General features: G+C 65.7%; 21 protein-coding genes and 1 pseudogene. 9 read left to right on the top strand and 13 right to left on the bottom strand.

Going from position 1 to position 22,498, the window contains the following annotated elements; all coding sequences use genetic code 11:
* Nucleotides 1-122: 122 nt before the first annotated feature.
* Complete coding sequence (fnr, locus tag ACSQ9I_RS35625; RefSeq protein ID WP_436316672.1) at nucleotides 123-839, top strand: fumarate/nitrate reduction transcriptional regulator Fnr; 717 nt, start codon at nucleotides 123-125, stop codon at nucleotides 837-839.
* Here fnr and ACSQ9I_RS35630 read toward each other — a convergent pair.
* The 9 genes from ACSQ9I_RS35630 to ACSQ9I_RS35670 all read right to left on the bottom strand — a co-directional run bounded on the left by ACSQ9I_RS35630 (nucleotide 820) and on the right by ACSQ9I_RS35670 (nucleotide 8,497).
* Nucleotides 820-1,065 (bottom strand): hypothetical protein, encoded by a 246-nt coding sequence (locus ACSQ9I_RS35630; protein WP_436316673.1) that lies wholly within the window; start codon nucleotides 1,063-1,065, stop codon nucleotides 820-822. The genes fnr and ACSQ9I_RS35630 overlap by 20 nt on opposite strands.
* A gap of 5 nt (nucleotides 1,066-1,070) precedes the next feature.
* Entirely contained in the window at nucleotides 1,071-1,346 is a 276-nt protein-coding gene (locus tag ACSQ9I_RS35635) for a FixH family protein (RefSeq protein ID WP_436316674.1), read from the bottom strand.
* 20 nt (nucleotides 1,347-1,366) lie between these two features.
* Nucleotides 1,367-2,806, bottom strand: a complete 1,440-nt coding sequence (gene ccoG / locus ACSQ9I_RS35640; RefSeq protein ID WP_436316675.1) for a cytochrome c oxidase accessory protein CcoG — start codon at nucleotides 2,804-2,806, stop codon at nucleotides 1,367-1,369.
* Between the two features lie 7 nt (nucleotides 2,807-2,813).
* Nucleotides 2,814-3,728 carry a cytochrome-c oxidase, cbb3-type subunit III gene (ccoP, locus tag ACSQ9I_RS35645; RefSeq protein WP_436316676.1) on the bottom strand — a complete coding sequence of 305 codons (915 nt, stop codon included), beginning with the start codon at nucleotides 3,726-3,728 and terminating at the stop codon, nucleotides 2,814-2,816.
* Nucleotides 3,729-3,737: 9 nt separating this feature from the next.
* On the bottom strand, nucleotides 3,738-3,875 hold the full coding sequence (locus tag ACSQ9I_RS35650) for a cbb3-type cytochrome oxidase subunit 3 (protein ID WP_436307656.1): 138 nt from the start codon (nucleotides 3,873-3,875) through the stop codon (nucleotides 3,738-3,740).
* A gap of 10 nt (nucleotides 3,876-3,885) precedes the next feature.
* Nucleotides 3,886-4,512, bottom strand: coding sequence for a cytochrome-c oxidase, cbb3-type subunit II (gene ccoO, locus ACSQ9I_RS35655; RefSeq protein ID WP_436316677.1), 627 nt, complete (start codon nucleotides 4,510-4,512; stop codon nucleotides 3,886-3,888).
* 12 nt (nucleotides 4,513-4,524) lie between these two features.
* Nucleotides 4,525-5,964: a cytochrome-c oxidase, cbb3-type subunit I gene (ccoN, locus tag ACSQ9I_RS35660; protein WP_436316678.1), complete on the bottom strand. Its 1,440-nt coding sequence runs from the start codon at nucleotides 5,962-5,964 to the stop codon at nucleotides 4,525-4,527.
* Between the two features lie 65 nt (nucleotides 5,965-6,029).
* On the bottom strand, nucleotides 6,030-6,167 hold the full coding sequence (gene ccoS / locus ACSQ9I_RS35665; protein WP_436316679.1) for a cbb3-type cytochrome oxidase assembly protein CcoS: 138 nt from the start codon (nucleotides 6,165-6,167) through the stop codon (nucleotides 6,030-6,032).
* Entirely contained in the window at nucleotides 6,167-8,497 is a 2,331-nt protein-coding gene (locus tag ACSQ9I_RS35670) for a heavy metal translocating P-type ATPase (protein ID WP_436316680.1), read from the bottom strand. Before ACSQ9I_RS35670 ends, ccoS begins: the two co-directional genes overlap by 1 nt.
* 105 nt (nucleotides 8,498-8,602) lie before the next feature.
* Between ACSQ9I_RS35670 and ACSQ9I_RS35675 the strand changes: the two genes are divergently transcribed.
* The 7 genes from ACSQ9I_RS35675 to ACSQ9I_RS35705 all read left to right on the top strand — a co-directional run bounded on the left by ACSQ9I_RS35675 (nucleotide 8,603) and on the right by ACSQ9I_RS35705 (nucleotide 16,447).
* Nucleotides 8,603-9,046 carry a universal stress protein gene (locus ACSQ9I_RS35675; protein ID WP_436307652.1) on the top strand — a complete coding sequence of 148 codons (444 nt, stop codon included), beginning with the start codon at nucleotides 8,603-8,605 and terminating at the stop codon, nucleotides 9,044-9,046.
* A 16-nt stretch (nucleotides 9,047-9,062) separates the two neighbouring features.
* Nucleotides 9,063-9,218, top strand: coding sequence for a hypothetical protein (locus ACSQ9I_RS35680; protein WP_436316681.1), 156 nt, complete (start codon nucleotides 9,063-9,065; stop codon nucleotides 9,216-9,218).
* A gap of 930 nt (nucleotides 9,219-10,148) precedes the next feature.
* Nucleotides 10,149-10,367 carry a hypothetical protein gene (locus ACSQ9I_RS35685; protein WP_436317127.1) on the top strand — a complete coding sequence of 73 codons (219 nt, stop codon included), beginning with the start codon at nucleotides 10,149-10,151 and terminating at the stop codon, nucleotides 10,365-10,367.
* A 4-nt stretch (nucleotides 10,368-10,371) separates the two neighbouring features.
* Nucleotides 10,372-13,164 carry a cation-translocating P-type ATPase gene (locus tag ACSQ9I_RS35690; protein WP_436316682.1) on the top strand — a complete coding sequence of 931 codons (2,793 nt, stop codon included), beginning with the start codon at nucleotides 10,372-10,374 and terminating at the stop codon, nucleotides 13,162-13,164.
* 274 nt (nucleotides 13,165-13,438) lie between these two features.
* Entirely contained in the window at nucleotides 13,439-14,491 is a 1,053-nt protein-coding gene (locus ACSQ9I_RS35695) for an efflux RND transporter periplasmic adaptor subunit (protein WP_436316683.1), read from the top strand.
* Between the two features lie 4 nt (nucleotides 14,492-14,495).
* Nucleotides 14,496-15,740 (top strand): ABC transporter permease, encoded by a 1,245-nt coding sequence (locus ACSQ9I_RS35700; protein WP_436316684.1) that lies wholly within the window; start codon nucleotides 14,496-14,498, stop codon nucleotides 15,738-15,740.
* 44 nt (nucleotides 15,741-15,784) lie between these two features.
* Nucleotides 15,785-16,447 carry an ABC transporter ATP-binding protein gene (locus ACSQ9I_RS35705; protein WP_436316685.1) on the top strand — a complete coding sequence of 221 codons (663 nt, stop codon included), beginning with the start codon at nucleotides 15,785-15,787 and terminating at the stop codon, nucleotides 16,445-16,447.
* Between the two features lie 56 nt (nucleotides 16,448-16,503).
* Here the strand turns inward: ACSQ9I_RS35705 and ACSQ9I_RS35710 are convergent.
* The 3 genes and pseudogenes from ACSQ9I_RS35710 to ACSQ9I_RS35720 form a co-directional block, all read right to left on the bottom strand.
* Nucleotides 16,504-16,632, bottom strand: a pseudogene (locus ACSQ9I_RS35710) (phosphorylase); the annotation flags it as partial.
* Nucleotides 16,633-16,818: 186 nt separating this feature from the next.
* A complete protein-coding gene (gene phbB / locus ACSQ9I_RS35715; protein ID WP_436314853.1) occupies nucleotides 16,819-17,556 on the bottom strand; it encodes an acetoacetyl-CoA reductase in 738 nt (245 codons plus the stop codon).
* Between the two features lie 517 nt (nucleotides 17,557-18,073).
* Complete coding sequence (locus ACSQ9I_RS35720; RefSeq protein ID WP_436294349.1) at nucleotides 18,074-18,523, bottom strand: universal stress protein; 450 nt, start codon at nucleotides 18,521-18,523, stop codon at nucleotides 18,074-18,076.
* A 196-nt stretch (nucleotides 18,524-18,719) separates the two neighbouring features.
* Between ACSQ9I_RS35720 and ACSQ9I_RS35725 the strand changes: the two genes are divergently transcribed.
* The gene (locus tag ACSQ9I_RS35725) at nucleotides 18,720-20,231 is read left to right on the top strand and encodes a DUF2254 family protein (protein ID WP_436316686.1); all 1,512 of its coding nucleotides are present in this window, start codon (nucleotides 18,720-18,722) and stop codon (nucleotides 20,229-20,231) included.
* A gap of 425 nt (nucleotides 20,232-20,656) precedes the next feature.
* On the opposite strand, the gene ACSQ9I_RS35730 is transcribed toward ACSQ9I_RS35725, so the two are convergent.
* Nucleotides 20,657-22,396: a hypothetical protein gene (locus tag ACSQ9I_RS35730; protein WP_436314384.1), complete on the bottom strand. Its 1,740-nt coding sequence runs from the start codon at nucleotides 22,394-22,396 to the stop codon at nucleotides 20,657-20,659.
* Nucleotides 22,397-22,498 lie beyond the last annotated feature (102 nt).

The raw sequence follows: 22,498 nt of genomic DNA on the forward strand, positions 1-22,498 counted from the left end.
GCGGCGGTGGGTCTGGCAAGCAATGACCCACTATGCGGGCAGGTCGACCCGTCATCCTTGATGTGCATCAAGCCTGGGCGGCGCACCGCGTCACAGAATCACTGCAACCCTCGACGCCCTCCATGAAAGCCGAACACATCAAGGTCGCCTGCTCCAGTTGCACCCTGCGCGAGCTGTGCATGCCCGCGGGGCTGGAGCCGAGCGAATTGAAACGCATCGACGAGATCGTGGCCACGCGGCGCAAGGTCCGACGCCGCGAGACGCTCTTTCGCAACGGCGAGCCCTTCACCTCGCTCTATGCGATCCGCACCGGTGTCTTCAAGACCCGCGTGGCGACCGAGGATGGGCGCGACCAGGTCACCGGTTTCCAGATGGCCGGCGAAATCATCGGCCTCGATGGCATCGTCAACAACCAGCACACCTGCGACGCGGTCGCGCTCGAGGATGCCGAGGTCTGCGTGATGCCCTTTCACCGAATCGAGGAACTGTCGCGCGAGGTCTCGGCGCTGCAGCGCCACGTGCATCAGATCATGAGCCGCGAGATCGTGCGCGAGCACGGGGTGATGCTGCTGCTGGGAAGCATGCGGGCCGAGGAACGCCTCGCGGCCTTTCTGCTCAACCTCGTGCAGCGCCTGCACGCGCGCGGTTTCTCGCGCTCCGAGTTCGTGCTGCGCATGACCCGCGAGGAGATCGGCAGCTACCTCGGACTCACCCTCGAAACCGTGAGCCGAACGCTCTCCAAGTTCATGGAGGATGGGATCGTCGAGGTGGAGAAGCGCAATCTTCGCATCGTCGACGCCGAGGCGCTCCGGCGCATCGTCAATCCTCCCGGTTGTTGATCTCGGAGGCCGGCCTGGTCAAAAGCAGCGTCAGCGCGCTCGACCCTATCGCCAGCAGCCAGAAGGCGAAGAAGCCGGCCGCATAGACCGCCTGGCGCGACAGGCCGACGGCCTCGCCGCGCCAGTGGAGGTCGCCGGGGTCGACCAGCGCAAAAACCAGCAGTTCGGCCGCGCTCGCCAGCAGAAAGGCGGGCCAGAGAATCGACATCCAGTTGCGCGTCTTCATGACCATCAGCGCCTGGGTGCGGGCAGGTCGGCATCAGGCGTTGCCGCATGATTGCGGCCCGCCAGCGCGGGCATCAGTTTCTTTTCGACCAGATGCTTGTTGATCTCGATACCCTGGTGGTAGTAGTCCGGCGCCACCACCGGATCGGGCGTGCGCAGGGCGAGCCAGAGCGTCACGAAGCTGGCGACGACGACCACCGCGGGCCCGGCCATCACCATCCACAGCAGCGGGAACTGCCACCAGGGTTCGCTCTTCGGGGAAGTCATCGCATGATCGTCCATCTTGTCTCCTCTTTGCCAACTCAACGAGGCACCAGGAAGGTCGCCTTCTCCGACACCTGCGCGCTGCCGTCGGCCGAGCGCACGTCGAAGTGCACGACGTGGGAACCCGCGGTGGCGCTGCCGTAGGGGAGCTGCAGGCGCACCGCGACCCAGCGCGACTGCGCAGAACCGACCTCGACCGGATCAGGCGGCGACACGCTCAAGCCTTCCAGCCCCCTGGCTTCGATGCGGTAGCGCTGCACCTGCTCGGTCGCGTTCATGATCTGCAGGCGATAGACGTTCTCGAGTTGACCGCCCTCGACGATGCGCGCGAGCGAAGCCCGGTCGCGCACCACGTCGACCTTCAGCGGCATGCGCACGACCAGGCTCGCCAGCACGCCCATCGTCAGCGCAGCGAGCAAGCCCGTGTAGATCAGCACCCGTGGGCGCAGCACGCGGCGCAACACCTGCCTCGGCGTCCAATGGCCGGCCATGCCGTTCTGGGTCGCGTAGCGGATCAGACCTCGCGGTGTGGCCATCTTGTCCATCACGGTGTTGCAGGCGTCCACACAGAGCCCGCAGCCGATGCACTCATACTGCAGCCCCTTGCGTATGTCGATGCCGGTCGGGCAGACCTGCACGCACAACGAACAGTCGATGCAGTCGCCAAGCCCCTGAGCGCGGGCATTGCTGCTCTTGGAACGCACCCCGCGGGGTTCGCCGCGCTCGCTGTCGTAGCTCACGATCAGCGTGTCGCGATCGAACATGGCGCTCTGGAAGCGCGCATAGGGACACATGTACATGCAGACCTGCTCGCGCATGAAACCCGCATTGCCGTAGGTCGCAAAGCCGTAGAAGAAGACCCAGAACACCTCCCACGAACTCATGCGCGTTTGCAGGAATTCCAGGCCCAGCTCGCGGATCGGCGTGAAGTAGCCGACGAAGGTGAAGCCGGTCCACAGCGCGATGCCGAGCCACACGATGTGCTTGAACCACTTCTTGACCAGCTTCTCGAGCGAGAGGTCGCCTTCGTCCAGGCGCATGCGCGCGATGCGGTTGCCTTCGATCTTGTGCTCGACCCACATGAAGATCTCGGTGTAGACCGTTTGCGGACAGGCATAGCCGCACCACAACCGCCCGGCCACCGCGGTGAAGAGGAAGAGCGACAGCGCCGAGATCACCAGCAGGCCCGTCAGATAGATCAGATCCTGCGGGTACAGCACCAGGCCGAGGATGTAGAAGCGCCGCGCGCCCAGGTCGAACAGCACCGCCTGGCGCTGCCCCCACTCGAGCCAGGGCAGGCCGTAGAACACGAGCTGCGTCAGGAACACCATGGCCCAGCGCCAGCGCGCGAAGACGCCGCGCACCGTGCGGGGATAGACCTTCTGGTGCGCGGCGAACAGGCCGCCACCTTCCTTAACGGCGGCGATCGGGATCACCCGGCGCCTCACCGGGGTCGACGCGGAAGCGGCATCCTTCATGACAGCCCTAGGGCGCAGCGGCAGGCTTGTTCGACAAGCCCCAGACATAGGAGGCCAGCACATGGATCTGGGCCTCGGTCAGGCGGCCCTGCTGCCCCGGCATCTGATTGGTCCTGCCGGTGTTGATGATCGAGATGATCGCCTCCTGCCCGTAGCCGTGCAGCCAGACCTTGTCGGCCAGGTTCGGCGCGCCCATGGCGGGGTTGCCGACGCCGCCGATGCCATGGCAGGCCGCGCAGGCGCTGAACTTGCTCTTGCCCAGGCCGGCGCGGACCGAATCGTGCGGGCTGCCCGACAGGCTCAGCACATAGTTGGCGACGTTCTTGACATCCTCGGGGGTGCCGACCGCCTCGGCCATCGGCGGCATCACGCCGGTGCGCCCCCGGGTGATCGATTCCTTGATCTTCTCCGGTGCGCCGCCGTGCAGCCAGTCGCGGTCGGCCAGGTTCGGAAAGCCCTTGCTGCCGCGCGCGTCCGAGCCGTGGCACTGCGCGCAGTTGTTGAGGAACAGGCGCTCGCCGATCGCCGCCGCCGCGGGTTCGCCCGCCACGCGCTCGATCGGCATGACCGCATAGGCGGCGTAGACGGGTTCGAGTTCGCGCTTGGCCTTGGCAAGGTCCTTCGCATACTCGTTCTCGGTACTCCAGGCGAGCTCGCCCTGGTAACTGCCCAGCCCAGGGTAGGCGACCAGGTAGGCCAGGCCGAAGATGATCGTGAGCACAAAGAGTCCGATCCACCAGCGCGGCATCGGATTGTTGGCCTCGCGCAGGTCTTCGTCCCAGACATGTCCGGTCGTTTCATCGGTCCCGCCCGGAACCTTCGCGCGGGCAACGAGCCACAGCAGCAATGCACACAGCAGGATGCTGCCCAGCGAGGCAATGGCGACATAGTTCGACCAGAAGTCACTGAAGAAATCGCTCATGTTGCTCTCTCAGTCCTGTTCGAACGGCAGTTGGGCGGCGCCCTCGAACCGTTTCGCGTTGCGGCGCGAGTAAGCCCATACGAAGATGCCGATGAAGGTGGCGAAGGAAGCCAGCGTGGCCACGATCCGCAAGGTGGTGATGTCCATGAGGCGCTCCTTACTTGACCGCGAGCCCGAGCGACTGGAGATAGGCCACCAGCGCATCCATCTCGGTCTTTCCCTTCACCTCGGCCGGCGCCGCGGCGACCTGCTCATCGGTGAAAGGCACGCCGACGCGGCGCAGGGCACGCATGTGGGTTGCAGCCTCGGCTCCGTCGAGCGGCGCCTTCTCGAGCCAGGCGTAGCCCGGCATGTTCGACTCGGGCACCACATCGCGTGGGTTGTTCAGGTGGATGCGGTGCCACTCGTCGCTGTACTTGCCGCCGACGCGCTGCAGATCAGGGCCGGTGCGCTTGCTGCCCCACTGGAACGGGTGGTCGTAGACGAACTCGCCGGCGACCGAGTAGTGACCATAGCGCAGCGTCTCGGCCCGGAACGGCCGGATCATCTGCGAGTGGCAGTTGTAGCAGCCCTCGCGCACGTAGACGTCGCGGCCCAGCACCTGCAGCGAACTCGGCGGTCGCATGCCCGTCACGGCCTGCGTGGTCGATTTCTGGAAGAACAGCGGCACGATCTCGACCAGGCCGCCGATGGCGACGACCAGCAGGATCAGCACGATCATCAGGAAGTTGTTGGTCTCGATCTTCTCGTGCGAGAAGCCGGACTTGGGCGTGTTCGAGCTCATGTTCTTCTTTCCTCAGGCGGCTGCGGCTGCGGGCAGTGGAATGGCTGCGCGCACCGAGCGTCCCGAAATGACGGTCATGACGACGTTCCATGCCATGACCAGCATCCCGCCCAGGTAGAGCAGACCGCCGATCAGGCGCACCACGTAGTAGGGATAGGTGGCCTTCACGCTCTCGACGAAGGTGTAGGTGAGCGTGCCGTCCGGGTTGATGGAGCGCCACATCAGGCCCTGCATGACGCCGGCGATCCACATGGCGGCGATGTAGATCACGATGCCGATGGTCGACATCCAGAAATGCAGCTCGATCGCCTTGACGCTGTGCATCTCGCTACGGCTGTACATCCTCGGGATCAGGTAGTAGAGCGAGCCCATCGAGATCAGTCCCACCCAGCCGAGCGCACCGGCATGCACGTGGCCGACGGTCCAGTCGGTGTAGTGGGAGAGCGCGTTGACCGTCTTGATCGACATCATCGGCCCCTCGAAGGTCGCCATGCCGTAGAACGAGAGCGCCACGATCAGGAAGCGCAGGATCGGGTCGGTGCGCAGCTTGTGCCAGGCGCCCGAGAGGGTCATGACGCCGTTGATCATTCCGCCCCAGCTCGGCGCCAGCAGGATCAGCGAGAACACCATGCCGATCGACTGGGTCCAGTCGGGCAGCGCCGTGTAGTGCAGGTGGTGCGGCCCCGCCCACATGTAGGTGAAGATCAGCGCCCAGAAGTGCACGATCGAGAGCCGGTACGAATACACCGGCCGGCCGGCCTGCTTGGGGATGTAGTAGTACATCATCCCGAGGAAGCCGGCCGTGAGGAAGAAGCCGACCGCATTGTGGCCGTACCACCACTGCACCATCGCGTCCTGCACGCCCGCGTAGGCCGAGTAGCTCTTCATCAAGCCGGCGGGGATCGCCACGCTGTTGACGATGTGCAGCAGGGCGACCGCGATGATGAAGGCGCCGTAGAACCAGTTGGCCACGTAGATGTGCCGGACCTTGCGCGTGCCGATGGTCCCGAAGAACACGACCGCGTAGGCCACCCACACCAGGGCGATCAGGATGTCGATCGGCCATTCGAGCTCGGCGTATTCCTTGCCGCTCGTGTAGCCCATCGGCAGGCTGATGGCGGCAGCCACGATCACGGCCTGCCAGCCCCAGAAGACGAAGGAGGCGAGCGCCGGCGCAAACAGGCGGACCTGGCAGGTGCGCTGCACCACGTGGAAGCTGGTGGCCATCAGCGCGCAGCCGCCGAAGGCGAAGATCACCGCGTTGGTGTGCAGCGGCCGCAGCCGGCCGTAGCTGAGCCAGGGAATGCCGAGATTGAGCTCGGGCCAGGCCAGCTGCGAGGCGATGATCACGCCGACGAGCATGCCGACCACCCCCCACACGACCGACATCAGGGCGAGTTGCCGCACGACGGTGTCGCTGTAGACCGCTGCGGGAGGATTGGATACTTGCATCTTCTGGCCTTCTCGTGGATTGCGGTCAGTGTCCCGGCGCGGCATGCGAGGCGGTTTGATGCAGATCAATCGTTGCGCAGAATGCGCTCGCCCTCGCCTTCGATGTCGTCGAATTGACCACGCTCGACGGCCCACCAGAGCCCACCCAGGATCACCAGCACGAGCACGACCGAGAAGGGGATCAGGAGAAACAGGATGTCCATCAGCGCCCTGCCTCAACGGGCCTGGCCAGGCGCGCCGCATTGAGCACCACGAGCAGCGAGCTCGCCGCCATCCCGAGCCCGGCGAGCCAGGCCGGCAGCCAGCCTGCGACGGCCAGCGGCACGCACAGCGCGTTGTAGCCGGCGGCCCACCAGAGGTTCTGCCGCACCACCCGCAGCGTGCGGCGTGCCTGCGCGACCGCTTGCGCGACGACGGCGAGCGAGCCCCCCAGCACGACGAAGTCGGCTCGCGCCTGGGCCAGCGGAACGGCGTTGCCAAAGGCGAAAGAGACATGCGCGTGCGCCAGGATGGGGCCGTCATTGAGGCCATCGCCGACCATCGCGACGCGCCGACCACTCGCTTGAAGCGCCTGCAGGACGCGCAGCTTCTCCTCGGGCGCACAGTCGCCCCTGGCTTGTTTGATGCCGGCGCGGGCGGCGACTTGGCGCGCGGCTGCGTCGCGGTCGCCCGAGAGAAGCTGCACCGACAGGCCCTGCCCTTGCAGCGCAGCCACCGCGACGCCCGCATCGGGGCGAAGATCCTCGGCCAGCACGAAGCTCGCCAGCCAGCCCTGCGCATCGCTCAGATGCACCTGCACCGCCTCGACCGCCAGCGGGGGCACCCCGCAAAAGGCTGCCGAGCCGAGGCGCACGCAACGCGCGGTGTCGTCCATCGCCGCATTTCGGCGAACACGTGCTTCGAGTCCGAGCCCACCGTATTCCGTCAGTTGAAGGATCTCCCACGCCGGCGCGGTGCGGAACTGGGCACTCCAGGCCGCGACGAGGGCACGGCCTGCGGGATGCAGCGACTGCGCAGCGATCGCCGCGGCGAGTTCCACCGCGTCGCCAGGCCGCATGCCGTGCCGGCAGTAGACGCGGTCGAGTCGGGGCACATCGCGCGTGAGCGTGCCGGTCTTGTCGAAGACCACGGTGTCGACCGAGGCGAGCGCCTCGAGCGCCTGCAGATTGCGCACCACGACGCCGCGGCGGGCCAGGAAGCCGGCACTCGCGAGCATCGCCGCCGGCGTGGCGAGCGACAACGCGCAGGGGCAAGTGACGATCAGCACCGCCACCGCGACCATCAACGCCCTGCCCGAATCGACCGGCCACCAGAACGCCCCGGCAAGGAAGGCTGCGGCCAGAACAGCCACCAGGAAGGGCCGCGCCGCACGATCCGCGAGCCGAGCGAGCCGCGGCTTCTGCAGCGACGCGCTCTCCATCAGCGCCATGATCTGCGCGAAGCGCGTGTTCTGGCCCAGCGATTCGACCTGGATCTGCACCGCCGACGACAGGTTGTGACTGCCGGCCAAGACGCGCGTGCCGCAGGGACGCGGCACCGGGCGCGATTCGCCAGTCAGCAAGGCCTCATCCGCCGTGGTGTCGCCGGCAGTCAGGATGCCGTCCGCCGGAAAAGCCTCGCCCGGCAGCACGCGCACGATGTCTCCAAGCGCAATCCGGCGCACGGCCACGCGTGTGAATATTCCGTCGGCGCCGAGCCGCTCGACGCTGTCTGGCAGCCGGTTCATCAGCGCCTCGAGAGCGCCGGCGGTGCGGTCGCGCAAGCGCGTCTCGAGCCAGCGGCCGGTGAGCAGGAAGAACACGAACATCGTGAGGGAGTCGAAGTACACCTCGCCGCCCAGCGGGCCAGAGGCATCGAAGGTGGCCGCCGTGCTGACAACAAAGGTGATTGCGATGCCGAGCGCAACAGGCAGGTCCATGCCGATGCGCTTTCGGCGCAGGTCAAGAAGCGCGCTGCGAAAGAACGGGCCGCACGAGAACAGGATCACCGGCAGGGTGAGCACCCAGGAGGCCCAGCGCAGCAGCTGCGCGGCATCGGGCGTCATGTCGCCGGGCTCGGCGATGTACGCTGGGTAGGCATACATCATCACCTGCATCATGCAGAAGCCCGCGACCAGCCAGCGCCACAGCGCGAGCCGCGCCTCACGCGCACGCCGAGCGCGCACGAACATGTCGCCGGCCGGCACGAGCCGGTAGCCGGCGGCCGCGCAGGCCGCGAACCAGCGCGAGGGCGTCACGGCCGCGGCCGACCACACGATCCGGGCGCGCCGGGTTGCGGCATTGACTTCGGCCTTCTCGACGCCCGGCACCTGTGCCAGCGTCGCCTCGACCGTGAAGGCGCAGGCTGCGCAATGCATGCCCTCGACCACAACCTGCGATTCCCAGCGGCCCGCCGCAGGCTGGTCGTCGAGCGAACGCCCGAATGCCGGCCACTCGGTCGCATCGTCCAGCAGCGAGCAGTCCGCCTGTGCCGCGAGATCGGCGGACGTGGGGTCGTGGCGGGCGGGCGGGCTGAACGCAGCTGCGGCTTGCATTGTGCAAGGCTATTGGCACGCATGCAGGGCGGCCTTGATCTGCATCAAACCCCCATCACACCCCGTTCCGTACGCTTGCGACATTCACCGCATAGGGGAAAGATCATGTTCAAACGCATCCTGGTCGCCACGGATGGCTCCGCGCTCTCGAAGAAGGCCGTGAAAAGCGCCGTCGCCCTGGCGGCTCAGAACAATGCCGACCTCGTGGCAGTCACGGTCGTGCCTCGCTATCCGAAGACCTATTTCGACGGCGCGATGGTCTTCTCGCACGACGAGGTCGCGCGCATTGAGCGGCAGTGGGCCGAGACCGCACAGGGCACGTTGGACGAAGCCACTACGCTGGCAGAGGCAGCGGGTGTCAGGAGCAAGACGGCAACCATCAACTCGGACCTCGTGGGGGACGCAGTGATCGCCGCCGCAAAGAAGCACAAGAGCGACTTGATCGTCATGGCATCGCATGGCCGCAAGGGCATCAAGCGGCTGTTGCTCGGGAGCGAGACACAGCACGTGTTGACCCATTCGGCGTTGCCGGTACTGGTGCTTCGCTGAATGAAGAGTTGACCCCATGACCTCGAGGCACACCCGAACGCTGAAGGCGCTGGCCTTCGTTCTTGCAACCCTTGGAGCGACAGCCCTGCTGGTGGCCGCGGGTCTCGCCGAAGAGCCGCAGCCGGCGGCCGCGAGCGCTTGCATCATCTGTCTGCCGGTCAATGCCCGTTGAGGGGCGATCCACACGAGCCATCTGGCTGCCGACGAATGGGTGTTGTTGGCCTCTTCAAGCACCGCCAGAAGCCCGATCTATCTCTCACAGCCGGATCCGCGAGAGGCAAGCCCATGGAAGGGACGTCGGATCGATCCGAGGCTGACATCTGATCCGCGTATTCAAGCTCATTGACCTGGCGCACCATCCAGCAGGTTCTCGATGAATCCAAAGTGTTGGGATGCCCAGCGCTTGAGGTCGTCGATGGAAGGACCATGAAATTCCCCAGAACGCGGCCCCCATGGCGCCGCGCGTGAGACAACGAGCGCCCACGGCGCCATTGAATGAGAGTTCCCCCTCAAGGGGCTCGCAGTCGCCCGGGGGTCTTGCCGGCGCTTGAGCCGGGCCGCTTGCGCCGAGTTGATCTTTCTTTCGTTTGAGCCGTGATGGCGTCATCATCGCGCGATCGTCCGCCGGCGCCAAACGACGAGACCTCGCGCTCACCGTCTCGAAGCGCTTGCAGCAGAGAAGCCGCAGCCAATCTGAATTTCAATGATGGTCGTGTCATGACTTCTCCGTGGACAATGGCTGAGACTAGCAAGCAGCCGGGACAAGGCACTTGCGCTCGATCAAGTTTTGCCACGCCGGCCGAAAACGCTGCATTGATTCAGCGCAAACCACAGCGCAAGCTCGAAACCTAGGCTACGTGGGTTCTTGTCCGCTCTCACCCGTACCAGCCATCAGGCCGATTGCAAAGGAGATCCTCATTCAAGCCCTCGTGTACAACGGCCCAGGTCGCCAGACGCTGGAAGTCCGCTCCAAGCCGATCATCAGCAGGCCCACCGACGCGGTCATCAGGAATCACGAAGATGACCATCCGGCACCGACCTGCACATCCTCAAGGGCGACGCGCCGAGCTGCTAACCCGCAACCGTACCGCGCCATGAAGGCGTGGGCATCGGCGACGCCGTGGGTCCGGGTGTTTCCGCGTTCAAGCCTGGAGACCGGGTCCAGATCTCCGGCATGACCATGCTGCTGCAGTTCGTGGTGAGCTTCGGCTTCATCCTGCCGGTGAATGCGCCGCAGAACATGCTGGCGGCGACCGTCCTGCTGGGGATCTTCGCGCTGACGTACTGGTCATGGATGGGATACATGACCCAGGCGGCCTGACGCCATGGCAAAGGCAGCCCGCCTCGACGAGCCGGCCACGAAGGACATCGACGAAGTCGCGCGTGCGCTCGGGGCGGACGTCGACAAAGGGCTCACTTCGCAGGAGGCGTCACGCCGACTTTCGGAAAGCGGTCCGAACGAACTTCGCGCCAGCCCGCAGACGCCGACCTGGCGCCGCATCCTGTCGCAGTTCCAGGATCCGCTGATCTACCTGCTGCTGGCCGCCATCGCTATCGCGCTCATTGCCTGGGCGATCGAAGGTCGGGATGGCTGGCCCGTGGATGCGATCGTCATCGCGACGATCGTCCTGCTCAACGCCGTGTTGGGCTACCTGCAGGAGGCCAAGGCGGCGAACGCCGTGGCCGCGCTGGCCCGGATGACCGCCGCGACTTCGGCCGTCGTGCGCGACGGGCAGTCGCTGCGCGTTCCCAGCGCCGAACTGGTGTGCGGGGACCTGCTCGTCCTCGGCGAGGGCGACGCCGTTGGGGCGGACGCGCGCCTGATTCAGGCCACATCGCTGCGCGTGCAGGAAGCCTCTCTCACCGGCGAGAGCGAAGCGGTGCTCAAGGACGCCGCCACGCTTCAGGATTGCGCTGCACTCGGCGACCGCCTCGACATGGTCTTCAAGGGAACGGCCGTCGCGCAGGGAACCGGCCGCGCCGTCGTCACGGCGACCGGGATGGACACCGAGATGGGCGCGATTGCCGAAATGCTCGAGGCCACCGCCCAGGAGCCGACGCCGCTCGAGAAGGAGGTCGGGCGCATCGGGCGCATGCTGGGCATCGCGGTCGTCATCATCGCCGTCGTGGTGATGGGGACCATCCTGCTGATCTCCGACATCCGCAGCGCCGCAGATGTCATCACCGTCCTGCTGCTCGGCGTCTCGCTGGCGGTGGCGGCCGTGCCCGAAGGGCTGCCGGCGATCCTGTCGGTGGTGCTCGCCCTGGGAGTGCAGCGGATGGCAAAGCACAACGCGATTGTCAAGAACCTGTCGTCCGTGGAGACGCTCGGGTCGGCGTCGGTCATCTGCTCGGACAAGACAGGAACGTTGACCCGGGCGGAGATGACCATTGAGAGAGTGATCACCGCCTCGGGCAGTTCCCGCGTCACCGGGGTGGGGTACGCGCCGCAGGGACGGGTCGAGCACAAAGGCGTCGAACTTGAGCCCGGGGCGCTGCGCGAGGAGCACATCGTGGTGCTCAGCGGCGGCAGCCTGGCCGGCAATGCCGACCTGCGCCAAGGACCGGATGGCCAATGGGAGATCCAGGGCGATCCCACGGAGGCGGCCTTTCTGGTAGCCGAGCGCAAGCTGGGCGTCACCGGGCGGCGCGAGCGGCGTTTCGAGCGCATCGGGGAAATCCCGTTCACGTCCGAGCGCAAGATGATGTCGACGATCGAGCGCGACCACGAGCACGGCGACGAAGTCGTGCTGATCACCAAGGGAGCCCCGGACGTCCTACTCGATCGGTGCACCCGGGCGCGGGTGGGAATGGACGCGGTCGTTCTCGACGGCTCGCTTCGGGCGCGGATCCTCGCCGACGTCGAAACGCTGTCCGACGCGGCGCTGCGGACGCTGGCCGTGGCCTACCGCCCGCTCGGGCCCGAGGAAGATCCGCTGATCACGGAAGCGCTCGAACGCGATCTCGTGTTCGTCGGCACCGTGGGCATCATCGACCCGCCGCGCGAGGAAGCGGCCGTGGCCATTCGCGAGGCCCGGCGCGCAGGAATCCGCGTGATCATGATCACCGGTGACCATCCCCGCACGGCTGTGCGCATCGCCACGGATCTCGGGATTGTGGAATCCGGAGCGACCGCGCTGACTGGCATTGAGATCGATGGGCTGGACGATGCCGCCTTCGCTGAGGCAGTGCGCACGACCTCGGTTTACGCCCGGGTCGCGCCCGCGCACAAGTTGCGCATCGTCGATGCGCTGCAGGCCGATGGCAACGTCGTCGCGATGACCGGCGACGGCGTCAACGACGCTCCGGCATTGAGATCGGCAGACATCGGTATTGCAATGGGTGTGACCGGGACCGAGGTCACGAAGGAGGCCGCCAAGATGATCCTCGTCGACGACAACTTCGCCACGATCGTCGCGGCCGTGCGCGAAGGGCGCGCCATCTTCGACGACATTCGAAAATTCCTGCGCTACCTGCTGTCCTCGAACATGGGCGAGGTGCTGACCGTCTTCCTGGGTGTCGTGGGAGCCGGCGTGATCGGGCTCACGGGTTCCGGCGAGGCGGTGGTGCTGCCGCTGCTCGCGACGCAGATTCTCTGGATCAATCTGATCACCGACTCGGGGCCCGCACTGGCGATGGGTGTCGACCCGCCCGTCGACGATGTCATGGCCCGAAGACCGAGGCGGCCCACCGAGCGGGTGATCGACGTGCGAATGTGGGCAGGGGTGATCCAGATCGGCGCCGTGATGGCCGCGATGACGCTGCTGACAATCGACATCCACCTGCCCGGCGGGCTGATCGAGGGCACGCACGACCTCGCCAATGCGCGCACTGCGGGCTTCACGGTGCTCGTCTTCGCCCAGTTGTTCAACTGCTTCAATGCGCGCTCCGAAACCACGAGTGCCTTCTCGCATCTGTTCGTCAATCCTTGGCTCTGGGGGGCGATTGCGCTTTCGGTTCTGCTGCAGGTGGCGGTTGTCCATCTCGACTTCCTCAACCTCGCCTTTGGCACGGTGCCGCTGGCTGTCGATCAATGGCTGGTGTGCGCTGCGATGGCCAGCGTAGTGCTGTGGTTCAGCGAGCTTCGCAAGCTGGTGAAACGCGCACGGGGCCGATGAGAGCCGGGTCGCCGCTCGCTCGTACAAGACGGCTTCGGACAGGGTCGCGGAAGTGGCGATCAATCTGTACTCTGCCGAGACATTTCTCTTCAACATGAAGCTGCGGCGCGCATGACGCGTCCGGCCGGGTTTGCAGTGCGGATTCAACCGGTCGATGCGACTGCCGCTAACTTCGGCAGTCGGGCCAGACCGGACATCGCAAATACCAAAGACCCCTAGCCCATGAATTCACCGGCGTGCGATAGTGAACCCCCTTGCACTCATGCGAACCGGAATGCGCTTGCAACGGAAGACGGCAATCGCCATCGCCCTCGTCGCGCTGACGACTGGGGCGGTCACCATCGTCTGGTGGCAGTGGCCCGCGCGCGTGGAAACCGCGCTGCCCACGCGCGGTCCGGCGATCGAGGCGGTGTACGCCACGGGCACGGTCGAACCCACGGTGATGGTACCAGTGGCGCCGCGCACCGGCGGACGGCTGGTGGCGATCGAGGCCGAGGAAGGCGCGCCGGTAAAGCGCGGCCAGGTGCTCGCGCGCATCGAGTCGATCGACCTCGATCAGACCGTGCTGGAGATGCGCGCGCGCGAACAGCTGGCGCGCGCCCAGTTCGAGCGCACCCGCAACCTGGTGGAGAAGCGCTTCGTCGCGCCGGCCGAGCTCGACCGCACGCGCAGCGAGCTGCAGGTCGCGCAGGCTGCTGCGAAGCGGGCCCAAGCCCAACGCGACTACAACCAACTCGTGGCCCCGGCCGACGGCATGGTGCTGCGCCGCGATGGCGAAGCCGGCCAGTTCGTGCCTGCCGGCCAGGCGGTGTTCACGCTGGCCTGCTGCGCGCCGCTGCGCGTGACGGCTGAGGTCGACGAAGAGGACATCGCCCGTGTCGCGGTCGGCCAGAAGGTCACGATGCGCAGCGATGCCTTGCCCAAGCGCCTGTTCGACGGCGAGGTGGCCGAGATCACGCCCAAGGGCGATCCGGTGTCGCGCAGCTACCGGGTGCGCGTCCGCCTCGCCGACGCGCCCGCCGTCGATGCCGGCCCGCTGCGCAGCGGCATGACGATGGACGCCAACCTGATCGTGTCGCGCCGCGAAGGGGCGCTACTGATACCGAACCGCGCGCTGAAGGGCGACGCCGTGTGGGTGATGGCGCAGGGTCGAGTGAAGCGGCGCACGGTGAACAAGGGCGTGGTCGGCGGCGAGCGCACCGAGATCGTCACCGGACTCGCGGATGGCGAAGAAGTGGTGCTGTCGCCGCCCGACGCGTTGCGCGACGGGCAGCGTGCGCGCAGCGCGCCCGCCTCGGCTGCCTCGGCCCCATCGACCCAACGGTGACGCCATGGCGATCGCACTCGACGTCGCGCTGGCTCACCTGACTAGTCGCAAGCGGCAGACGCTGGTCTCGCTCACCGGCGTCGTGCTCGGCGTGGCCTTCTTCCTCGCCGTGTCGGGGCTGATGCGCGGCTCGGAGGCAGACTTTCTCAAGCGTCTGGTCGACAACAGCCCGCACATCACCGTCTACGACGAGATGCGCCACGGCCGCGTGCAGCCGGCCGCGCTGCGCTGGCCCGATGGCGCAGTCAGCGTGCACAACGTGCGGCCGCCGCGTGAGACGCGCGGCATACGCGGCTGGTCGCAGCGGCTGGCCGTCATCGAGGCTTTGCCGGGTGTGCGCGCCGCGCCGGTGCTCGCCGACGCAGCCGTGCTCACCTTCGCTGGGCGCCAGCAGGGCGTCACCTTGTCCGGCGTGGTGCCAGAGAAGATGAAGCATGTGACGACCATCGAGGAGAAGATGCTCGAGGGCTCGCTCGAAGCGCTTGCGGCCGACCCCAACGGGGTTGTCGTCGGCCGCGGCCTGGTCGACAAGTTCAGCCTGCGCCTGGGAAGTACGCTGATCGTGCTGGCCGCCGACGGCACCAGCCGATCCTTGCGCGTGGTCGGCATCTTTCGTACCGGCAACGCCACGTACGACGAGGCCCAGGCCTTTGTGCTCCTCAAGCGCGCGCAGTCGCTGCTGGGGCGCGAGAATCGCGTCAACCGCTTGGTCATCCAAGTCGCCGACCCGTATGCGGCGCAGAGCGTGGCGCAGACCATCGAGGCCGCCACGGGCTACAAGTCGGTGTCGTGGATCGAGGCCTCGGAAGACCTGCTGAGCCTGCTTCTGGTGCGCAACATCATCATGTACAGCGTGGTCTCGGCGATCCTGGTGGTGGCCGCGTTCGGCATCTACAACACGATCTCGACCATCGTGATGGAAAAGACGCGCGACATCGCGATCATGAAGTCGATGGGCTTCCACGCGCGCGACCTGCGCCGCATTTTCCTACTCGAAGGGCTGATCGTCGGACTCATCGGCAGCGCCTTAGGCGAACTGCTCGGCCTGTCTCTGATGCGGCTGCTGGAGCAGATCGAGATCCGTCCGCCCGGCGTGACCGAGGTCGTGCACCTGCCGATGTTCTGGGGCGCCGAACAGTACGCGCTGGCGGCGGCGTTTGCGATGCTTTCGTGCCTGGCGGCCTCGTATCTTCCGGCGCGGCGTGCCGGACGCGTAAATCCGGTGGACATCCTGCGGGGTGCGGCATGAGTGGCGGTGAATCGGCGTCTGGCCCGGCGATTCGCGTCGAACACGTGACCCGCACGCTCCAAGGCGAGGTGCCGGTTACGCTGGTGAGCGACGTGAGCCTGCAGATCGAGCGCGGCGAGTTTGTCTGCGTGATGGGGCCTTCGGGCTCGGGCAAGTCCTCCCTGCTATACCTGCTGGGGCTGCTCGACGTGCCCACGCGTGGACGCGTCTGGATCGACGGCGAAGATACGAGCAGCTTCGACGACGACCGGCTCACGGATTTTCGGCTGTTGCGGCTGGGCTATGTGTTCCAGTTCCATTTCTTGCTAGCCGAGTTCAGCGCGCTCGACAACGTGTCGCTGCCCATGCGAAAGCTGGGCCGCGTGTCCGACGAAGCGGCCCGGGCGCGCGCCGCCGAGCTATTGGATCGATTCGGCCTAGCGGGCCAGCGCCACAAGCGGCCGAGCCAGTTGTCGGGTGGCCAGCGCCAGCGCGTCGCGATCGCCCGTGCGCTGGCGAACGACCCGCTCGTGATCCTCGCCGACGAGCCGACCGGCAACCTCGATTCGGTCGCCAGCACCAACGTGCGCGACATCCTGCGCAACCTGACCCACGAGTTCGATAAGACCGTGGTTGCCGTCACGCACGACGCCAACTTTGCCTCTGTGGCAGACCGGCGCATCGGCATCGTCGATGGCCGCATCGACATGGCATGGCGGCCGGATTGACGCCAGCCGCTTGGCCGCTGTTCCACGGTTCGCGCGCACATGTTGAGTTTGCTTCCATGGCGCGTCTTGTCCCTGCGCGCGAGGCTCGACACCGTGCGCACGACGAATCGGACTCCATCGCTGTCGAGGAGGATGGTCTGAGTCTCGATCGGCTTCAGTGCACCGTCTGCCAGGGCGCGCCGCATTGCGTTTTGGACGATGACGCTTCCTAGATGAGCAATCGGCCTCGCCCTCGTTGTGGCTGCGGATCACGGTCTCGATCGAAGGGTTGAGCGCGCCGTCTGGATCGCCGCACGTCCATCGCGGCGAAAAGACACGCAAGAAGACCCGCTGCAGCGGGTCTTCTTGAATGCACGAGGGCGCGAGCGCCCTCAGCGCATGTGCAAGCCGCCGTTGATCGAGAAATCGGCCCCGGTGGAGTAGCCGCTTTCGTCGGTCGCGAGCCAGGCGATGATGGAAGCGATCTCGCTCGGCTCGCCGAGCCGCTTGACGGGGATCGTGCCCACGATCTTGTCGAGCACTTCCTGGCGGATCGCCTTGACCATGTCGGTGCCGATGTAGCCCGGGCTCACGGTGTTCACCGTCACGCCCTTGGCCGCCAGCTCCTGCGCCAGCGCCATCGTGAAGCCGTGCATGCCGGCCTTCGCGGCCGAGTAGTTGGTCTGGCCGGCCTGGCCCTTGGCGCCGTTGACCGAGCTGATGTTGATGATGCGGCCCCAGCCCTTTTCGACCATGTCCGCGACCACCTGCTTGGTGACGTTGAACATGCTGTTGAGGTTGGTCTCGATCACCGCGCTCCACTCTTCGAGCGTCATCTTGAGGAACATGCGGTCCCGCGTGATGCCGGCGTTGTTGACCAGCACGTCGATGCTGCCGTGTTCGGCCTTGGCCTTGGTGAAGGCCTCGACCGTCGACTGCCAGTCGCCGACATTGCCGACCGACGCGTGGAACTCGTAGCCCTCGGCTTTCTGCTCGGCCAGCCACTTGGCATGGTCCCGCGTGGGACCGCAGCCGGCGATGACCGTGAAACCATCCTTGTGCAGGCGCTGGCAAATGGCGGTTCCGATGCCTCCCATGCCCCCGGTGACGTATGCGACTTTCTTGCTCATGCGCGTTCCTTGAAGTGGACGAACCTGAACCGGCGCTGTTCACTGTAGCGAGCTTTCTCATCACCCCCGCTCAGGAAAACACTGAGCCTGGATTGCAACGGGGTGAGCAGTGGCCCCACACCGCGATGAATGGCAACTCTGCCCCATAAACGCACCTGCGAAGCGGGTGTATGAGGCGTAGAGACCAAGAGCCAAAGACCACGCCGCGATCACTCACCAGCGTTCTAGGGCCTTGGCGGCGTTGGGGGCCGTCCGTGGTGACACGACGCTGGCCGCGTTGGCCCAGCAGCACGACGTGCCTCCCAACCAGATCACCGACAGGAAGGCGCAATTGCTCGAGGGGCCGCCATACGGGGCATGCCGCTGGTGTGAGTGAGCGAATCGCGGCTGCCATGGGGGTCGCGCTTGCACGCCGGCACGTTTCCCAAGAAACAGGCCGATAGCGACGATGGTGCAAGAATAAGGTGTGCGGCAGTCCGTGGCCGGCACGCAAAGCCCGCGTGGCAGGCAGCCCTGACTAGCGCAGTACCAGAACGGGCGTGTGCGAGTGGGTCAGGACGTGCAGCGTCTCGCTACCCATCAGCAGCCGCGTGAGGCCCCGGCGCCCGTGCGAAGCCATCACGATCAAGTCGCACTCGTGGGTTTTGGCGACGTCGACGATGGACTCGGCCACCAGGTTCGACTTCATGACCACGGCCTCCGCACTGCGAACCCCCTTGGCGTGCGCGGCGCTTTTGACTGCGTCGACCAACTTCTGGGCGGCAGCGACCGAACGATGACGCGACTCTTCGATCTCCCGGTCGTTCAACAACACGGTCGAGCCGTCAAAGTAGCTGTGCGGTTCGAGGTGAGCCACAGTGACTGCAAACAGCTCAGCCCCGGTCAGCACGCTCAGGTCGATCGCCTTGGCGACGGCCTGTTCGGACAGCGCGGAACCATCGGTAGCGACAAGAATGCGTTTGAACATGGCGATTCTCCAAGAATATCGAAGATTACTCCCGATTGACCCAGATCTTGCGTGCCGGCGGGCGCCGGGCAAATCCCCTCCGCAGTCGAGTGTGAAGATTGAGTTCGACGCGGACGCGAAGCGGACAAGTACGTCGTGTCGCTCCAGAATGCTGGGATGCTGGCCGAAAGCCCTTATCGCTTGTGACCCTTCCACCATGGACCATGTCAAATTCGCCCTGAGGCTGCTGGTCGCCCTGTTTTTCATCACGCTGATCTTCTTCTGGCTGGAAGCCGCGTGGGATTTGTCGCACGCGATTGACCCAGCCACCGGGGAGGCCGTGCGGCTGTCGCAACTTCGAGCGACGCCGGCGATGGTGCGTTCGCTCTCTTCGTCTTTCGCCGGCGCCTACAACACGCTGATCGCCCTGCTGTTGACCTTCATCTCCCTGGCCATCCCGATCACAGCCAATCTCTACACCCCGAAACTGATCGAAATCTTCATCCGCGACCGCATCAACCTGTTCGTGCTCTGCACCTGCGCGATTCTCGCCGCCCACAATCTGTTCGCCTTCAGCCTTTCGTTCGACCAATGGACCGGACAACTGCCGTTCGCGATTGCGGTTGCCGGTGCGATCTTCGGCTGGCTCTTGCTGCTGCCGTACTACTTCTATGTCGTCAGCTTCATTGACCCGCTGACGATCATCAAGCGGGTGCGCAACAGCCTGATGCACGAACTCGACGACGCTGCCGCCGGCAAGTATTCGGTGGCTGTGTCCCAGCATCGCGTCAACCAGAAGATCGCCAACCTCGGCAGCGTGCTGCTACGCGCGGCGGATCGAGCTGATCGCGACGTGACCTTCGACGCAATCCAGACACACATGCTGGAACTGGCTCGCTTGCGCGATGTGAAGGCGCGGCTGCCCGAGAAGTTCTTCCAGGTCAGCAACGACCTGCTCGTCGGCCTGTCCGGCGACGCCACCGACATTCTCAGCGAGGCCCGCATCTGGATGGAGCACCGCATTGCCATTCAGTTGGTCCTGGCCTTCAAGAGCGTGCTGGGGAAGATGCCGGACGGCGTGAGCGCCATGGCCCAGGCGGTCAAGAACGCCGCGCACGAAGAGGCGTGCCGGCGCAACGATGCTGTCTTCGACCTGCTCGTGCGCGTGCTGAATTGTTTTACGCGCGAGGCGATCAAGAAGAAAGAGAATGCCTCCGTCTTCAATGTCGTCTACTCGTACAAGGCCCTGATCCGTCGCTTACTCAGCGACCGTCCCGAGCAGGTTCCTCGACTGGTACGCTACCTGCGCTTTTACGCCGAGTACGCGCGCATGCAGGGGCTGCCTTTCATCTATGAACTGGTCAGTTACGAGTTGAGCGAACTGACCGAGCGCGCCTACGAGCGCAAGGCTGCGCCAGCGCGAGAGCTGCTCGATGCCGTGCTCGCCTTCGACGGCGCCGCGCAGAGCGTAGGCTTGGTCAAGTCGCGTGCAATTCTCGCGGCCTATTTCCTCGAGTGCGGGTTGACGCAAGAGTTGGAACTACTGGAGGCCTCGTTGCGGGGCGTGACGCCGGCTGTCATCGAGAAAGCGAAGCACGGCATCCTTTCCGTGCAGGACCGAGTGTTCTGGGAACTGAATGACCGCGGCCTCAACTTCGACTTCGTCGAACCGCAGCGCCGGACGCGGGTGACCGAAGTCTTCGAACGGCTGAAGGCCAACACAGGCTGACTGCCGGGACCGCGTCATCGAACAAACGATGCGCGCCCGCCATTCGACCAAGCGCCGATGACCGGCAACGCCGCCTGCGCCCAGGCTGACGCGCTGCAGCAAGCCCTTGGCGTCGCGCGGGGTGTGGCATTCCATGCAGTGGCCGACGTTGGCGAGGTACTCCCCGTATTTCACCTTCTTGCTGGTGGCCGGTGCCGCTGCGCGCCAACGAGGGTTGGCGAGCGCGACGCCAAGGTACAGAATGGGCTGGGGCCCTCGGCCCGAGCGACAAGACGCGATTCGCTATCCATCGCGCCTCCTCGACGCCCTCTACAGCGCACCCAGGTGCCGGCTCGGGAACGAAGTGTCCCTGTAACTCCTCTAGCCTGGATTTCCACGCTGGGTAGTTCGCCTAACGCGGTGGCCTGTTCGTCAGGGGCTGGGGGTTACGCCGACATGCGCAGAGAGTAGCCCTTCCACCAGGGAATGGGGATCGCAGTATTGAGCAGTCCGGAGGCGAGGACGATGGGCAAGTGGGCGCGGCGGTGGAAGTGGACGTGGACCTCGGAGTCGGTGACCGAGACGTCGGCGGGAGTGTCGATGAGGTCACGGAAGATGTGGCGAGCCTGGGCATCGGCATAGCCGCGCATGCGACGCGCGAGCAACCGGTACAGGCCGCTGGCGACGACCAGCAGCGCCATGTCGAAGTCCACCTTCATGCCCACCGCCGATGACAGTGCGTCCATGTGGAAGAAGCGCACGGCGTCGGACAAGGCGTTCTCGATCAACATGCGCTGGGCATAGCGGGTGAGCAGCTTGGCGTGAGAGCTGTGAGGGTCGTTGGTCAGCAGGATGGTGGGCTGCTCATGGCCGAGGTCGATCACGAAGAGCTGACGCAAGGTGGCCCCGGCCAGGCGGATCGATTGCTCGAACACGCGCGGGGTCTTGTACTTGCGCGCGGGCACATCCAGCGTGACACGGCGCCAGGCCGAGGCGGGAAGATCGGCCACCTCCTGCAGCAGCGCCGCCGAGCGGCGACGCAGCGTGATGAAGGTGATGCCCAACTGATCCAGACGCGCCAGGTGGGCATAGGTGGTCAGGCGCGAATCGAACACCAGGTGCCGCGGGAGCGCGCCGTGCTGGCGCTTCCAGAACTCGATGAAGCGGAAGATCTCTTCGGCCTCCTCACCCTTGCGCAGATCGGCGTTGGAGTAGCAAAAGGCGCGACCGCTCGCGTCCTGCGCGAGGAAGGCCAGCACACTGGGCTGGGCGCGGCTGCGCGCGGACACGAAGTGGCGCTGGACCTGGGGATCGTCGCCGTAGTACGGCACCGAGTGGAAGTCCAGGTTGAAAGAGTGGGCGTCGAACAGTTGCTCGTCGGTGACGGCGCGGTGCCAGGCCGCCAGCAGCGCGACGGTGCGCTCACGCTCGACCCGCGAGGAGTACTCGCACAGGTAGCTCTTCTTGGGGATGACGTTCAAGCCGCAAAACAACGCCAGGCCCGGATCGGTGACCAAGGCCATGACATGGCTCTTGCGCTCGATGGACCACAGCTTGAGCGCGAGCGCGCAACGCAGGGCGTGAGACGAGGGGATCATCCTGGAGCCCGGCAGCTTGGCGCGCGCGGCGATCTCCTCGAGCTGCAGGCGCACCAGATCGGGCAAGAACAGGAACAAGCCACCGCAGCGTGTGGTGAACTGCGTGCCGGGCTGTAGCGCGAACTCGCGCACGTCGGCCACCGCCTCAGCGGTGGGGCCCAGATGCTCAAGTCGCTCGTCGTCGCCGCGCCGCGGCAGCGGCGCGAAGCCCTCCTCGCGCAGCACTTCGCGCACGGCGGTGGGACTCAAGGGCGTGCCGTGCTCCTTGAGTGCCTGACTGATCTCGTAGACCGAATGGTTCTGCTTGCGCAGGGCCACGGCCAGGTCGTGGGCCTTGGACTTGAGCGGCTGGGTGCGTGGACCGGGACTGGGAGAGTGGAAGAACTGCGGATCGGGATCGCGGCGGAACTGATGGCACAGCACGCGGAAGGATCCGGGGGTGTAGCCGAAGGCGCGGGCGACCTCGTGGGAGGGGCGGTCTTCGACGAAGAAGGCGCGCAGCGCTTCGTACTGGCGCTGGCGGGGATGGGAGGGCTCGGCGAAGAATCGTCGGATATCTGTTAGATCTTTAGGTACGCCTATACCCATACGTGCATTGTGCTATATGGAGAATGGCGGTGTCAACGACAATCCCATCGGTACCCATCAAAGATCGGGAACCTCAAGCTGCATGCGGCTTGGCGAGAGATT

It is taken from the genome of Variovorax sp. LjRoot84, assembly GCF_964254305.1.
In the GTDB taxonomy this organism is placed as follows: Bacteria; Pseudomonadota; Gammaproteobacteria; order Burkholderiales; family Burkholderiaceae_C; genus Variovorax.